The 14,825-nt window shown below is 61.2% G+C and carries 14 protein-coding genes; 8 read left to right on the forward strand and 6 right to left on the reverse strand.

Annotated elements, in window-relative coordinates:
• The first annotated feature begins 93 nt into the window (after nucleotides 1–93).
• The 6 genes from G3A56_RS25045 to G3A56_RS25070 all read left to right on the forward strand — a co-directional run bounded on the left by G3A56_RS25045 (nucleotide 94) and on the right by G3A56_RS25070 (nucleotide 6,064).
• Nucleotides 94–1,308: an amino acid ABC transporter substrate-binding protein gene (locus G3A56_RS25045; protein WP_082184772.1), complete on the forward strand. Its 1,215-nt coding sequence runs from the start codon at nucleotides 94–96 to the stop codon at nucleotides 1,306–1,308.
• Nucleotides 1,309–1,378: 70 nt separating this feature from the next.
• A complete protein-coding gene (locus G3A56_RS25050; protein WP_082184771.1) occupies nucleotides 1,379–2,251 on the forward strand; it encodes a branched-chain amino acid ABC transporter permease in 873 nt (290 codons plus the stop codon).
• A complete protein-coding gene (locus tag G3A56_RS25055) occupies nucleotides 2,248–3,156 on the forward strand; it encodes a branched-chain amino acid ABC transporter permease (protein WP_082184770.1) in 909 nt (302 codons plus the stop codon). The genes G3A56_RS25050 and G3A56_RS25055 overlap by 4 nt, the downstream gene beginning before the upstream one ends.
• Nucleotides 3,153–3,881 (forward strand): ABC transporter ATP-binding protein, encoded by a 729-nt coding sequence (locus G3A56_RS25060; protein ID WP_082184769.1) that lies wholly within the window; start codon nucleotides 3,153–3,155, stop codon nucleotides 3,879–3,881. The genes G3A56_RS25055 and G3A56_RS25060 overlap by 4 nt, the downstream gene beginning before the upstream one ends.
• A complete protein-coding gene (locus tag G3A56_RS25065; protein WP_082184768.1) occupies nucleotides 3,874–4,596 on the forward strand; it encodes an ABC transporter ATP-binding protein in 723 nt (240 codons plus the stop codon). The genes G3A56_RS25060 and G3A56_RS25065 overlap by 8 nt, the downstream gene beginning before the upstream one ends.
• Nucleotides 4,597–4,612: 16 nt before the next feature.
• Nucleotides 4,613–6,064, forward strand: coding sequence for an aldehyde dehydrogenase (locus G3A56_RS25070; RefSeq protein ID WP_082184767.1), 1,452 nt, complete (start codon nucleotides 4,613–4,615; stop codon nucleotides 6,062–6,064).
• Between the two features lie 30 nt (nucleotides 6,065–6,094).
• On the opposite strand, the gene G3A56_RS25075 is transcribed toward G3A56_RS25070, so the two are convergent.
• Nucleotides 6,095–6,991, reverse strand: a complete 897-nt coding sequence (locus G3A56_RS25075; protein ID WP_082184766.1) for a choline sulfate utilization transcriptional regulator — start codon at nucleotides 6,989–6,991, stop codon at nucleotides 6,095–6,097.
• 94 nt (nucleotides 6,992–7,085) lie between these two features.
• Between G3A56_RS25075 and choX the strand changes: the two genes are divergently transcribed.
• The gene (gene choX / locus G3A56_RS25080) at nucleotides 7,086–8,039 is read left to right on the forward strand and encodes a choline ABC transporter substrate-binding protein (RefSeq protein WP_082184765.1); all 954 of its coding nucleotides are present in this window, start codon (nucleotides 7,086–7,088) and stop codon (nucleotides 8,037–8,039) included.
• Nucleotides 8,040–8,053: 14 nt separating this feature from the next.
• Nucleotides 8,054–9,568 (forward strand): choline-sulfatase, encoded by a 1,515-nt coding sequence (gene betC, locus G3A56_RS25085; RefSeq protein WP_082184764.1) that lies wholly within the window; start codon nucleotides 8,054–8,056, stop codon nucleotides 9,566–9,568.
• A gap of 12 nt (nucleotides 9,569–9,580) precedes the next feature.
• Here betC and G3A56_RS25090 read toward each other — a convergent pair whose 3' ends face one another.
• The 5 genes from G3A56_RS25090 to G3A56_RS25110 are packed head-to-tail and all read right to left on the reverse strand — an operon-like array spanning nucleotide 9,581 to nucleotide 14,816.
• The gene (locus tag G3A56_RS25090) at nucleotides 9,581–10,480 is read right to left on the reverse strand and encodes a carbohydrate kinase family protein (RefSeq protein ID WP_082184763.1); all 900 of its coding nucleotides are present in this window, start codon (nucleotides 10,478–10,480) and stop codon (nucleotides 9,581–9,583) included.
• Nucleotides 10,477–11,517: an ABC transporter ATP-binding protein gene (locus G3A56_RS25095; protein ID WP_082184762.1), complete on the reverse strand. Its 1,041-nt coding sequence runs from the start codon at nucleotides 11,515–11,517 to the stop codon at nucleotides 10,477–10,479. The genes G3A56_RS25090 and G3A56_RS25095 overlap by 4 nt, the downstream gene beginning before the upstream one ends.
• Nucleotides 11,517–13,031 carry an argininosuccinate lyase gene (gene argH, locus G3A56_RS25100; protein WP_082184761.1) on the reverse strand — a complete coding sequence of 505 codons (1,515 nt, stop codon included), beginning with the start codon at nucleotides 13,029–13,031 and terminating at the stop codon, nucleotides 11,517–11,519. Before argH ends, G3A56_RS25095 begins: the two co-directional genes overlap by 1 nt.
• Nucleotides 13,032–13,035: 4 nt before the next feature.
• Complete coding sequence (locus G3A56_RS25105; RefSeq protein WP_003499456.1) at nucleotides 13,036–13,878, reverse strand: carbohydrate ABC transporter permease; 843 nt, start codon at nucleotides 13,876–13,878, stop codon at nucleotides 13,036–13,038.
• Nucleotides 13,875–14,816: a carbohydrate ABC transporter permease gene (locus G3A56_RS25110; protein ID WP_003499458.1), complete on the reverse strand. Its 942-nt coding sequence runs from the start codon at nucleotides 14,814–14,816 to the stop codon at nucleotides 13,875–13,877. Before G3A56_RS25110 ends, G3A56_RS25105 begins: the two co-directional genes overlap by 4 nt.
• Nucleotides 14,817–14,825 lie beyond the last annotated feature (9 nt).

Consider the following 14,825-nt stretch of genomic DNA (forward strand, 5'->3'; position numbering starts at 1 on the left):
TTTATATGCGCCTGTCGTTGCTAAACTTTCATCAGCGCAGGGAAAGCCTTGAGGAGAACGGCCACCCCACTAACGCGCCTTGGGAGGAAAATCATGAATAATCTGAAGCGCAGAACGCTGTTCTGCCTGCTCTCCGGTGCTGCCCTGTCGGCAGTGTCGCTCGGCCATGTCCATGCACAGGACCGTACATCGGTGAAGATCGGTTACGCCGTTTCCAAAAGCGGCGCCAATGCCACGGGCGCGGGCATCACCACCATTCCGAACTACAAATTATGGGTGAAGGAAGTCAACGATGCCGGCGGCCTCACCTTGCCGGACGGAAAGCGGCTGCCGGTGGACGTGGTCGAATATGACGACCGCTCGTCTGCCGAAGACGCGGTGCGGTTTACCGAGCGCCTGGCAAGCCAGGACAAGGTCGATTTCATCCTGCCGCCCTGGGGCACGGGGTTCAACCTCGCCGTCGCGCCGCTTTACGACCGTTTCGGGTATCCGCAGCTGGCCGTGACCGGCGTGACAGACAAGGCGCCCGATTTTGCGGCGCGCTGGAAAAAGAGCTTCTGGATGCTGGGCGGCGGCCATGACTATGCCAATGCGCTTGCCGACGTTCTGAAAGCCGCGCGCGCTGCCGGCCAGATCAATGACAAGGTCGCGGTGATTTCCGTGGCCGACGGTTTCGGCATCGATCTCATCAAGGCGGCGCGGCCGGCGCTGAAGGAAGCGGGCTTTACGCTTGCCTATGACAAGACTTATCCGGTCGGCACCTCCGATTTCGCAGCGCTGGTCAATGAGGCGGCGGCGAGCGGGGCCGACAGCTTCATCGCGTTTTCCTATCCGCCTGACAGTTTCGCGGTGACGAAACAGGCGCAGACGGCAAAGTTCAACCCGAAGGTGCTCTATGTCGGCGTCGGCGGTGCTTTCCCGATCTTCCCGAAAGTGTCGGATGGCAAACATGAGGGCGTGATCAGCATCGGCGGTGTCGATGGCAGCAGCGCAAAGATCGAGGACTATTTCAAGCGCCACGAGGCCTTCATCGGCGTAAAGCCGGACAGCTGGGCAAGCGCCATCACCTATGCGAGCCTCGAAATGCTCGCCCAGTCCATCCAGCGCGTCGGCCTCGACAAGGCGGCGGTTGCGGGCGAGCTTTCGACGGGAAGTTTCGAAACCGTCATCGGCCCGGTGAAGCTCGAGGACAACCAGCTTCGCCAGCTCTGGTGGGCGGGGCAATGGCAGGGCGATCGTTTCGTGGCGATTGCCCCCGCAGACCGGCCGGGTGCGGCAAAGCCAGTCGTTCCGAAGCCGCAATGGTAAGTCCTTGCGAGCCGGGGTGGTAAACCCCGGCCCGCAGGCTTCGGTCACTTCCCATACTGGAGAGATCCCCTTGTTTTTATCCACCCTCATCTTCGGCTTGATGCTGGGAGGGACCTACGCGCTGATCGCGCTTGGACTTTCGCTGCAATATGGCATCGCCCGCATCATGAACCTCGCCTATGGCGAGGTCTTGATTGCCGCTGCCTTCATCACCTTTGTGCTGTTTTCCAGTTACGGCCTCTCGCCGCTCTGGTCGCTCTTCATCATCGTGCCGCTCGGCTACGGCCTGTCATTCCTGATCTACCGTGTCATGATGCGGCCGCTGGTGCGCCGTTCGGGCGGTTCCGGCCGTCTGGAAGTCGATTCCATTCTGGCGACCTTCGGCCTGCTCTTCGTCATTCAGGGCATCATGCTCGTGGTCTTCGGCGGCAATTATCACTCCTATTCCTATCTTGCCGATGGCGTCGATATCTTCGGCACGACCGTGGCATTGAACCGGCTCCTGTCCTTCTGCCTCTCGGTTGCAATCGGCGGTGGCCTTTATCTCGCTCTCACCCATAGCCGCTGGGGTCTCAACCTGCGCGCGGTGGCGCTTGCGCCCCAGTCTGCGCCGCTGGTCGGCATTGACGTCAATCGTGTGGCCTCAATCGGCTTTGCCCTTGGCGGTGCGCTTGCCGTCGCGGGTGGGGTGATGATCTCGATGTATCAGACCTTCTCCGCCTCTTACGGCGTGGTCTTTACCATGAAGGCGCTCGTCGTCGTCATCATGGGCGGTGTCGGCAATCTGCTCGGCGCGCTGGTGGCCGGCCTGCTGCTCGGTCTCGTGGAAACCTTCGTCCTTGTTTATGTCGATCCCGGCCTCACACTTGCCGCCACCTATCTGCTCTTCCTCGTGGTGCTGCTGTGGCGGCCGGAAGGCATCTTCGCAAGGAGGGGCAAATGATCCCCGTTCTTCTCGGCCTTGCAGCGGTTGCGCTGCTGGCGCTTTCCCCTTGGTTTTTCGATGCCTATGGCGTGGGCGTCATCATCGGCCTTCTCGGTTATGCGACGCTCGCCTCCGCCTGGGCGATGTTTTCCGGTCCGACACGTTATATTTCGCTCGCCACCGTCGCCTTCTTCGGTGTCGGGGCCTATACGGTCGCGGTGCTGAGCGAGGTTTTGCCATGGCCGCTGGTGCTGTTGTGCGCGGCTCTCGTCGGCGCGGGGCTGGCGCTTGTCGTCGGGCTTTCGACGCTCAGGGTTGCGGGCATTTATTTCGTGATCTTCTCCTTCGGTCTTGCCGAACTCATCCGCCAGCTCATCACGTGGTACGAGGTGAATGTGACGGGCACGCTCGGGCGCTACATTTTTCTGCCGCTGGAGCCGCAACACGTGCTGTGGCAATTGCTGGCGCTGGCTGTCGTGACACTTCTTCTGGCGATCCTGATCGATCGCAGCAAGCTGGGGCTGGCGCTGAAGGCGATCGGCGATGACGAGGTCGTGGCTGCGCATGCGGGCATCAATCTTGCCCGCACCAAGCTGACGCTGTTCGTGCTCTCGTCCACCATCATCACGATTGTCGGGGCCATCCAGGCGCCGCGCTGGGTCTATATCGAGCCGGCGATCGTGTTCAACCCGCAGGTATCGTTCTTGACCGTCATCATGGCTCTGCTTGGCGGGGCAACCCGGCGGTGGGGACCGATCCTCGGAGCAGTGCCGCTCTTCCTGCTGTTTGAATGGCTGGGCGCCAATTTCCCCAACCATTTTTCCATCATCCTCGGCGGCCTTTTCATTCTCATCGTCTTCGTCCTGCCGGATGGTGTGCTGGCGGCGCTGGAGAAGTTGCGCGGGAAGGAGAAAACCGCATGAGCACGGTTCTTGAAATCACCGATATCCGCAAGACTTTCGGCGGGCTGAAGGCGGTCGATGGTCTTGGCCTCACCATCAAGGCGGGCGAGGTCGTCGGGCTGCTCGGGCCGAACGGTTCCGGCAAGACCACGCTGATGAACCTGATTTCCGGTGCGTTGAAGCCGACCGATGGTTCGATCCGCCTCAAGGGGCAGGAGATAGCGGGCAGGCGGCCGGATGTTATCGCGCGTGCCGGCGTGGCGCGCACTTTCCAGCTCGTGCGGCTGCTGCCCTCGCTTTCCCTGCTTGAAAATGTCGCTGTGTCGGCCATGTTCGGCCCGCAGCGGCTGGCCCGGCTCGAGGCGGAGAGGGTTGCCCGCGCCTGCCTTGAAAGGATCGGACTTGCCGGGCGAGAGACCATGCCGGCCGGTGATCTCACCTATATCGACCAGAAGCGGCTTGAGCTGGCGCGGGCGCTGGCAGGTGAGCCAAAGCTTCTGTTGCTGGACGAATGGCTGGCCGGCCTCAATCCCACCGAGCTTCAGGAAGGAATTGCGCTGATCCGTCGTCTGGCGTCCGAGGGCACGACGATCCTGCTCGTTGAACACATCATGGCTGCCGTTCGCGCGCTCTGCCCGCGTTCGGTGGTCATGGCCGCCGGCCGCAAGATCGCCGACGGGCCGACTTCGGAGGTTCTTGACGATCCGCAGGTCATTTCCGCCTATCTGGGAGCGGCACATGCTTGAAATAGACGCGCTTACAATCCGTTACGGCAAACATCTCGCGGTTGACGGCATTTCTCTCAATGTCGCGCCGGGTGAGACGGTCGTGCTTCTCGGCGCCAATGGCGCTGGCAAGTCGTCGCTGCTGAAAGCAGTCGGGGGGCTCGTCGCATCGGCCTCGGGAGAGGTGCGTGTCAATGGCGCCTCCCTCGCCAAAGTTCCCGCCCACCAGATCGTGGAGCGCGGCGTGGCGCTGGTGCCGGAGGGGCGCGGAATTTTTGCGGCGCTGACGGTTGCGGAAAATCTGCGTCTCGGCGCGAACCCCCGTCACGCTCGTGCGGCGGAAAAGGCGACACGCGAGCATATCTTTTCATTGTTTCCGCGCCTGGCGGAGCGGCGGCAGCAGATTGCCGGAACCATGTCCGGCGGAGAGCAGCAGATGGTCGCCATCGGCCGTGCTCTGATGTCGGCACCGGATTATCTGCTGCTGGACGAGCCGAGCCTTGGTCTTGCACCCATCGTCACGCAGGAGCTGTTTGCCGCTTTGGCGCAGATCAAAAGGAGCGGCCTCTCCATCCTGCTGGTGGAGCAGAATGTGCGCGAAAGCCTCGCACTTGCCGATCGCGGTTATTTGCTGGAAGCAGGAAGGATCGTGGGTGCGGGCACGGCTGAAGCCCTCTCCGCCGATCCCGCCGTGCAACGGGCGTTTCTCGGCGGCACCACCGCCGCCATTGTCTGAATTCAGGAGGAAGACCATGCAGACTGTCAATCTTTTCATCGGCGGCGACCATTGCCCGGCCGCAAACGGCAAACGTTTCGAGCGCAACAACCCGATCACCGGAGACGTGGCGACCAGTGCGGCGGCGGCAACGCTGGAGGATGCCACGCGTGCGGCGGATGCCGCAGCGGCCGCCTTTCCCGTCTGGTCGGCAACGTCACCCGGTGAGCGCCGCCGCCTGCTTCTGGCGGCGGCGCAAGCGCTTCTCGCTGCCGGGCCTGAGATTACCCAGGCGATGAAGGAGGAGATCGGCGCGACGGATGCCTGGGCCGGTTTTAACGTGAAGCTGGCAAGCGACATGCTGGTTGAGGCGGCGAGCCTTACCACGCAGATCAAGGGCGAGATCATCCCCTCCAACCGTCCGGGAACAATGGCGATGGCGCTTCGCCAGCCAGCCGGCGTCGTTTTGTCCATGGCGCCGTGGAATGCGCCGGTCATTCTCGGCGTTCGCTCCATCGCCACGCCGCTTGCCTGCGGCAATACCGTGGTGATGAAGACGTCGGAGCTTTGCCCGCGCACCCATGCGCTGATCATCGAGGCGGTCGCCTCCGCCGGTCTGCCCAAAGGAGTGCTCAATGCGGTTTCCAATGCGCCGGAAGATGCGGCGAAGATCGTCGATGCGCTGATTGCCCATCCTGCCGTCAGACGGGTGAATTTCACCGGTTCCACCCGCGTCGGCCGCGTGATTGCCGAAACGGCGGGCCGTTACCTGAAGCCCGCATTGCTGGAGCTTGGCGGCAAGGCCCCCTTCATCGTGCTTGATGATGCCGATATCGATGCGGCAGTGGCTGCCGCGGCCTTCGGCGCCTACATGAACCAGGGCCAGATCTGCATGTCGACGGAACGTATCATCGTGCTCGACAGCGTTGCGGACACGTTCGTGGAAGCCTTTGCCAAAAAAGCGGCGAGCCTGAAGGCCGGCGATCCGCGCGAGGGCAAAACGCCGCTTGGCTCGCTGGTCAGCGCCGAGGCCGCCTCCCGCATCCGGGCGCTGGTGGATGATGCCGTTTCCAAGGGCGCTCGTCTGGTGGCCGGCGGCAGCGGAAGCGGCACGATGATCGATGCGCTTGCCGTCGATGGCGTCACACCGGCCATGCGGCTTTATTCGGAGGAGAGTTTCGGTCCGGTCGTTTCCATCATCCGGGCCGCAAGCATCGATGAGGCCGTGAGCATCGCCAACGAAACCGAGTTCGGTCTCTCCGCTGCCATTTTCGGCAGGGATCAGGCGCGGGCGCTTTCCATCGCCGGACGGATCGAAAGCGGCATTTGCCACATTAACGGCCCCACTGTTCACGACGAAGCGCAGATGCCCTTTGGCGGGGTGAAGGCCTCGGGTTACGGCCGTTTCGGGGGAACGGCGGGCATTGCGGAATTCACCGAATTGCGCTGGGTCACGCTTCAGGACGGTCCGCTGCATTATCCGATCTGAACCGGAAGCGAAGCACGCTGGCGGGCGGCGTCATCGCCGCTCGTCAATCAGCCAGCCGGTAAGTTTCCGGACCGCGCTATCATTATTTTTCGGCCTCATCAGCCAGTAACCACGTCCCGGCGCATCAAGGCTCGGGCCGGCGGTCACCAGCACGCCCGCCTCGACCAGCGGATCGACCAGCCCGGCCCAGCCGAGCGCGAAACCCTGTTCGCCGATCGTTGCCTGAACCACCATGGTGTAATTGTTGAAGCTGATGTCGCCGCCATCGTTTTCCGGGCTTCTCGGCACGCCGAAATGCTTGAAATAGGAAGGCCAGTCGAACCAGTGGGTCTGCGAGGTGTTTTCAAGGTGGATGAGTTTCAGCCGTGAAAAATCCGCCACGCTTGCCGGTGCCGGTGTCTCCGCCAGAAGCGCCGGCGAACAGACGGGCGTGACCTTCTCGGAAAGCAGCAGCACCGCACCGTCGCCCGCATCCTGCCGCGTGCCGAAAATGATCATCACGTCGCTGTCATGTTTGCCCTGTCCGAGCGGATCCTGCGTGGCGACGATCTGGATGTTGATATCGGGGTTGAGCGCGCGAAAACCATGCATGCGCGGGATCAACCAGAGGGACGAGAAGGCGTAGTCGGTATGCAGCCGTATCGTCTGCCGTTCTTCCGTCCGGCGAAGCTGCTGCGCGAGAAGATCGATGGCATCGACGTTGCGCGAGACGATGTCGAACAGTTTTCGCCCCTCGGCTGTCAGTTCGATGCCGCGATGTTTACGCCGGACAAGCGCGACGCCCAATTCGTCTTCCAGCCGTCGGATCTGATAGCTGACCGCAGGCTGGGTCAGCCGCAATGATGCTGCCGCCGCCGTCAGGCTGCCACGCCGGGCGATCTCGGTAAAAATGCGCATCCATCCAAGGTCGAGCGGCCTGTCTATCATAAAAAATCCTTATATAAGACATCGAAAAATACCCGCTTCACAGGCGAAAACAATGTGGTGTTCAATAAATTGGACTAATAAAAGGGGAGCCGCAATGAAAACCGTTTCTCATCTGCACCGCATCGCCGCCAGCCTGTTTCTGTCCGTGGCGGCCTTCTCCACCCCGCTTCATGCGGCCGATGACGCCGCCTGCAAGGCCATCCGCCTCAGCGATCCCGGCTGGACCGACATCACCGCCACCAATGGCGTCGCTTCGGTGCTGCTGGATGCGCTGGGTTATGAGGCCGACGTGAAGACGCTGTCGGTGCCGATCGGTTATCAGGCCATGAAGAACGGCGAGATCGACGTCTTTCTCGGCAACTGGATGCCCGCCCAGAAATCCTTCGTTGATGATCTGAGCGCGGCGAAGGCGGCCGAGGTGATGACGAAGAACCTCGAAGGCGCCAAGTTCACGCTGGCGGTGCCTTCCTATATGGCGGAAAAGGGCGTGAAGGATTTTTCCGATCTTGCCAAACACGCCGACGAATTTGAAAGCAAGATTTACGGCATCGAGCCGGGCGCACCTGCCAATCAGAATATTCAGAAGATCATCGACGCCGATGATTTCGGCCTGAAGGGCTGGCAGCTCGTCGAATCCGGCGAACAGGCCATGCTGGCGCAGGTGGAACGGGCGGGCAGGGACAAGAAAGCGGTGGTCTTTCTCGCCTGGGCGCCGCATCCGATGAACGAGAAGATCGATATCGCCTATCTCTCGGGTGGCGACGCCTATTTCGGTCCGAATTTCGGCGGCGCGGAAGTCTATACGCTCGCCCGCACCGGCTGGCCGCAGCAATGCCCGAATGCGGCGACGCTGTTCAAGAACCTCAAATTCGATATCGGCATGGAAAACGCCCTGATGGGCTCCATTCTCGGCGGCGAGGATTCCAAGACGGCGGCAACGGCGTGGCTGAAGGCCAATCCGGCATCGCTGGATGGCTGGCTGCAGGGCGTGACCACGCTGGATGGCAAGCCGGGTGCGGATGCCGTCAAAGGCAAACTTGGCCTTTGAGACTGTAGGGTGAAATGCCGCGTCCCAATATTTTGATTTTAATGGCCGACCAGTTCAACGGGACGTTTTTTCCCGATGGTCCGGCCGATTTTCTCCACACGCCACATCTGAAAGCGTTGGCGGAGCGGTCCGTCCGTTTCGCCAATAGCTATACGGCGAGCCCGCTCTGCGCACCGGCCCGGGCTTCCTTCATGTCCGGGCAATTGCCAAGCCGGACGCGGGTTTACGACAATGCCGCCGAATTCGCCTCCGACATTCCAACCTATGCGCATCATCTGCGGGCGGCGGGTTACTACACCGGCCTTTCGGGAAAGATGCATTTCGTCGGTCCGGATCAGTTGCACGGCTTCGAGGAACGCCTGACGACGGATATCTATCCGGCGGATTTCGGCTGGACGCCTGACTATGCCAAGCCGGGCGAGCGGATCGACTGGTGGTATCACAATCTCGGTTCGGTGACCGGCGCGGGCGTTGCCGAAATCACCAACCAGATGGAATACGACGACGAAGTCGCCTATCACGCCACCCGCAAACTATATGACCTGTCGCGTCGCCTCGATGACCGGCCCTGGTGCCTGACCGTCAGCTTCACCCACCCCCATGACCCCTATGTGGCGCGGCGGAAATTCTGGGATCTCTATGAGGATTGCACGGCGCTCGACCCGCAGGTGCAAGCGCTTCCCTTCGAGGAGCAGGACCCGCATTCGAGGCGGTTGCTGGAAGCCTGCGACCATCGGGCCTTCGATATCTCGCCGGAAGAGATACGCCGGGCACGGCGCGGTTATTTCGCCAATATCTCCTATATCGACGAAAAGGTCGGCGAAATTCTCGACGTGCTGAAGGCGACGCGCATGGAGGAGGACACGATCATCCTTTTCCTGTCCGACCATGGTGATATGCTGGGCGAGCGCGGCCTATGGTTCAAGATGTGCTTTTTCGAGGGCTCGGCCCGTGTCCCCCTGATGATCGCAGCACCCGGCTGGCAACCGGCGCTCATCGACGCGCCGGTCTCGACGCTGGATGTCACGCCGACACTCTGCGGGTTGGCCGGGCTCGATATTACCTCTCTCAAACGCTGGACGGATGGGGAAGACCTGTCGGCTTTGGCTGCTGGTACTGGCGAGCGCGGTCCGGTGCCGATGGAATATGCGGCCGAGGGTTCGATCGCGCCGCTCGTCGCCATCAGGGACGGCCGCTACAAGCTCTCGGTCTGCGAGGCCGATCCGCCGCTGCTCTATGATCTTGAGGCTGATCCTCAGGAGCGCACGAACCTTGCCGACAATCCCGAGTTTGCCGACGTGCTGTCATCGCTTTCCGCCGAGATCGGCCAGCGCTGGCAACTGCCCGTTTTCGACGCATCGGTGCGGGAAAGCCAGGCGCGGCGCTGGGTGGTCTACAAGGCGCTGCGTAACGGCGCTTATTATCCGTGGGATTATCAGCCTTTGCAGAAGGCGTCGGAGCGCTACATGCGCAACCACATGGATCTGAATGTTCTGGAAGAGAACCAGCGTTACCCGCGCGGCGAGTAACGCTGGTAGGGATTATGCGGCGGCGTTGGCTCGCGGCGCGCCGCCCGTGGCCTGCACGGCAAGGCTGCCCGCCGCCACACCGGCCTCCAGGCATTGCTTCTCGCCCTCGCGCCGAAGCCAGGCATCGATGAAACCGGCATTGAACGCGTCACCCGCGCCGGTCGTATCGATGACCGGGACGCTCTTCGCCGCCGCATGGTGCAGTCCTGCCTGCGCGGAAACCCACGCGCCCTGCGCGCCGCCTTTCAGGGCGACGACAGGAAATGCATCGGAAAGCGCCCTGATAGCCGCCTCGGGGTCGGAATGGCCCGTGATCGCTTCGGCTTCTTCGAGGTTGGGCAAAAACACGTCGACGCCTTCGCAGGCTTTGAGCAGGCCCTTGTCGTAAATAAGCGAGGCATCCCAGCTAGGGTCGAGCGAGACGGACAGTCCGCTATGCTTCGCACGCGAAACGAGATCGGGGATTTCGTGAAGCGTGGCGAATTCGGCGATGTGCAGATGGCAGGCCCTTTTCCAGCCAAAGGCGGCATCAAGGGTCGATGGGCGAGCGGCACCGGCACGCCGGGTCAGGAACGCCCTGTCCTGGCCAACCACGGTTGCGACGGTGACCTGAGGCCCCGCATCCGCCGAATGCTCCAGGAATTGCAGGTCCACACCGCTCTGCTGCATCTTCTCGCCGATGGCCCGCGAGAATGTGTCGGTGCCGAGCCTTGCCAGCAGCGTGGCCGTGCGACCGATATGGGCGAAATGGGCCGCCGCAATGAAAGCCCCGCCGCCAGCGGCGATTTCCATGTCGCTGGCAAACAGTTCCCGGCCAAGCACCGGCAATTCGTCAAGCCCGGTGAAAATGAGGTCGCAATAGATGCGGCCAACACTGATGACCGCTGATTTATCCGTGACTGTCGTCATCATGCGCGGCCCAGAAGCTTTTCCGTCTTGGCATCGAAAACATAGAGCGCGCCTGCCTGCGCCTGGCATTGCAACCGGCTGCCCACAGTTGGAATGGACTTGCCTCTTGCCGTCGCGATCACGGACGTCGTGGCCGTATCGAGGTGAACCAGCGTTTCGGGGCCGAGCGGCTCCACGGCGGTGACCGTCCCTTCGAGGGAGAAGGACCCTTGATTGGTCTCGCCTTCTCCAACAAGCAGATCATGCGGGCGAATGCCGATCAGCAGATCGCCCGTGGCCGACTGCGCAACACTGTTATCTGTTCTCGTGCCGCGCAGCAGGTTCATCGAGGGACTGCCGATGAACCGCGCGGTGAAGACATCCACCGGCGTCTCGTAAAGCTCCGAGGGCGTGCCGACCTGCAGGATATGGCCGTCCTTCATGACGACGATCCGGTCCGCCATGGTCATGGCTTCCACCTGATCGTGGGTGACGTATACGGTTGTCGTCTTAAGACGTTGATGCAAGCGCTTGATTTCAATGCGCATCTGCGATCTCAATTGTGCATCGAGATTGGAGAGAGGCTCATCGAAAAGGAAAGCTGAGGGATCGCGCACCATGGCGCGGCCGATGGCGACGCGCTGTCTCTGGCCGCCCGAGAGGGCCGCGGGGCGACGGTCGAGCAATGCCTCAAGTCCGAGCACCCGACCGGCCTCTTCGATACGCCGGTTCTTTTCCGCCTTGTCGAGCTTTGAGGTATAGAGCCCGAAGCCGATGTTCTGGCGAACCGTCATATGCGGGTAGATCGCATAGTTCTGGAAGACCATGGCGATGTTGCGCTGTTTCGGTTCTTTCTCGTTGACGACGTTCCCGGCGATTCTCAGCGTCCCGCCGGAAATCTCCTCCAGACCCGCGATCATTCTCAGCGTCGTGGATTTGCCGCAGCCGGAGGGACCGACGAAAACGACGAATTCGCCGTCTTCAATGGCAAGGTCGATGCCTTTGACCGCCTCCACCTTGCCGTAGCGCTTTACGAGTTTATTGAGTTCGATTGTCGCCATTATCGCGCTCCCGTCAGGGCGGTAAATTTCTCTGCAAGCTCTGCGGCTTTCGCCGCTTCGTGGTCAGCGGATCTTTGTGCCTCGGCTTCAAGCGTTCCAAGCTTGTCGCGATAGGCCGCAATCGCCTCCCGCATCGGTTCGGGGGCAGGGCCGCCGAAGCGGCTGCGCACGGCGACGAAGTGCTCGGGCGAGACGATCTGCCTGAACTTTTCCTCGTCAACGCCGGTCTCGCGTCCGGTCAGTTCCTGGAACGCCTTGCGGAACGGCTGGTAACCGTCGTTTGGCAGGTCACCCTTCAGCGCGACAACGCTCTTGGCGACGGTCGCGGCAATTTCATGGGCCTGCCGGAATGACAGGTCTTCGATGCGCACGAGGGAATCCGCCAGTTCCGTGATGGTGATGCAGGACCGGCGAATATTCTGGTCGACCCTTTCCGGATCGATGCTGATCTTGCCGACGAGGCTGGCAAGGAGATCGAGCATCCGGCCGGCAGAGGCGAAGGCTTCGTAACCCATGCCCTGGGTTTCACCCTCGCTGTCGTTCATGTCGGTGAAGGGCGTGTTGTGCATCACGTCGAGCATAGTCCGTGCCCGCCCGAATGTCTGGCTGGCAAGGTGGCGCAGATGTTCGATCGGGACCGGATTTCGTTTCTGCGGCATGATCGACGAGATTTGCACCAGCGAATTCGGCACATAGATTTGCCCGACTTCGAAGCTCGTCCAGAACTGGAAGTCCTGAATGAGCCTGCCGAGATGCAGGAACATCAGTTCGATGGCGCCATAGGTCGCCGTCGTATAATCGACGGCGGCGATGCAGGAATAGGAATTGCGCAAGGGTGCCGCAAAGCCGAGAAGTTCTGCAACACGCGCCCGATCAATCGGAAAGCCCGAGGTGGTAATGGCGGCAGCACCCATCGGCGACAGATCGACGATACGCCGCGCTTCAGTGAAACGGTCGATATCTCGGATCAGCACTTCGATGGCGGCAGAAAGATAGTGGCCGAAGGTGGTGGGCTGGGCCGGTTGCCCGTGCGTATAGGCGACGATGAGCGTCTTTTCATTGCGCTCGGCAGCGTCGATCAGGGCCGCCAGCAGAAGCCGCGCCTTGGCGGTGAGCGTGTCGATCTTCTCTTTCAGACCGATCTTGAAAAGCGTGTGGTCGATGTCGTTGCGCGAGCGGGCCGTGTGCAGGCGGCCGGCGATATCGACACCGATGCGGGCTTTCAGTTCCTTTTCAATGAGGAAGAAGAAATCCTCGACCTCGCCGGTATAGACCAGTTCCGACGGGTTGATGGTCCTGTCGATGTCATCAAGCGCTCCGGCGATTTTCGCTGCCGTGTCCGCATCGAGAATGCCGGTTTCGCGCAGCATGACCAGATGGGCGCGGTCGATGCGGCGGAAACCGTCGACATGGTGGTTCTTGGCGCCGTCGAAAAGCGGACGCAGCACGGTTTCCTTGTAGACAGGATCGGGAAACTTGCTGGTGTCGGACAGGCGCGGGTTCATATCGGCCATGGTGTTATCCTTTCAGGCCTGCCAGCATCACACCGCGAACGATGTAGCGTTGCAGGACGATGAAGACGATAAGGGTTGGGATGGTCGCAATGGCAGCGCCCGTCATGATCATTTCCCACTGGATCTGCTGTTCCACGGCAAAGCTCGAGAGGCCGACCGGCAGGGTGTAGAGTTCCTTGCTGGTGGTGACGATGAGCGGCCAGAAGAATGCAGTCCAGTTGCCGAGGAAGGTGAAGATTGCCAGTGCGGAGAGCGCGGGCGTCACCAGCGGCAGGGCGACCTTCCACCAAATCTGGAATTCGTTCAGCCCGTCGACGCGCGCTGCCTCGATGAAGTCGTTCGGAACCGTCTCGAAGAACTGTTTCATCAGGAAGGTGCCGAAGGCCGTCATCATTCCAGGGAACATGATGCCCCAGTAGCTGTCGAGCCAGCCAAGCTGGCTGGACATCAGATACCACGGGATGACGAGCATCTCCGTCGGGATCATCAGCGTCGAAAGGATCGCGAGGAAGATGAAGTAGCGACCGCGGAACTCGAATTTTGCGAGCGTATAACCAACCAGGCTGTCAAAGAAGCAGTTGGAAAGGGTGACGATGACCGCAACGAAGATCGAGTTGAAGAACCAGCGGAGGAAACGGCCGTCGGCCATCACCGTTATGTAGTTTGCAAGCGTCGGTGCTGCGGGAATGAGCCGGAGGTCATAGACCTGGTCCGCCGTCTTGAACGAGGTGGAAAACATGAAGAGCAGCGGCGAGACCATGATCAGGCCGCCGATGAACAACAGCGTCCAGGCAAGGATGCGGCCGGGGCGGATGCGGGCGTGGGAGAGTGGCAGCGCTTCGCTCATTTCTTTTCCCTCAGGACCCAGAGCTGGACCAGCGATACGACAAGAAGAATGGTGAACAGGACGACCGTCTGCGCGGCGGCATAACCCATCGCATAGGAATTGAACGCAGTCTGGTAGATCATCAGCACCAGCGGTTTGGTTGAGCCGAGCGGGCCGCCCGGATCGTTCGTGGTCATGTTGTAGACCTGATCGAAAATCCGCAGGAAGCCGATCGAGGAGAAGACCACGAGGAAGACGGTGGTTGGTTTCAGGAGAGGCAGCGTGATCTTTCGAAGGATCGCCCACTCGCCAAGACCGTCGATGCGCGCGGCTTCATAAAATGTCGACGGAATGGAGCGCAGGCCCGCCATGAAGATGATGATCTGGAAACCGAGGCCCGCCCAGATGGCTGTCACCATGACCGAATAAAGCGCCTGATCGGTGGAGCGGATGAACGGCTGCTGCGGAATTCCGATCATCCCGAATACGTCGTTGATGATGCCGATCGGCGGCGGCTGATAGAACCAGCGCCAGACCCAGGCCATCGCCGCTGCCGTCGTCAGATAGGGCAGGAAATAGAGCGCGCGGATGAAGCCGTGGAGGATACGCACCCGATCAAGATAAAAGGCGATGACAAAAGCCAGAACGAGGCTGATGGGCGTGCCGATGATGAGATAGGTGAAGGTGTTCCTGAAGACCTTCCAGAATTGCGGGTCCTTGAACAGCTTGACGTAATTGGCGACGCCGATGAATTTTGCCGGCCGCAGCAGGTCCCAGTTGGTGAAGGACAGCCAGAAGGCCTGCAGTGTCGGGTAAAAACGGATGATGCTGTAGAACAGGATCGGGATAGCCAGAAAGCTCCAGATCCACACAAGCCGTTTCGTGCGCATGGAAAAGCGATCCCCGAAGGAGCCGCCGGGGCGGCCGGATGCCGCCCCCTGTTGATCGATCGCTGTCATGTCTGGACC

The organism is Rhizobium oryzihabitans (assembly GCF_010669145.1).
Classification (GTDB): domain Bacteria; phylum Pseudomonadota; class Alphaproteobacteria; order Rhizobiales; family Rhizobiaceae; genus Agrobacterium; species Agrobacterium oryzihabitans.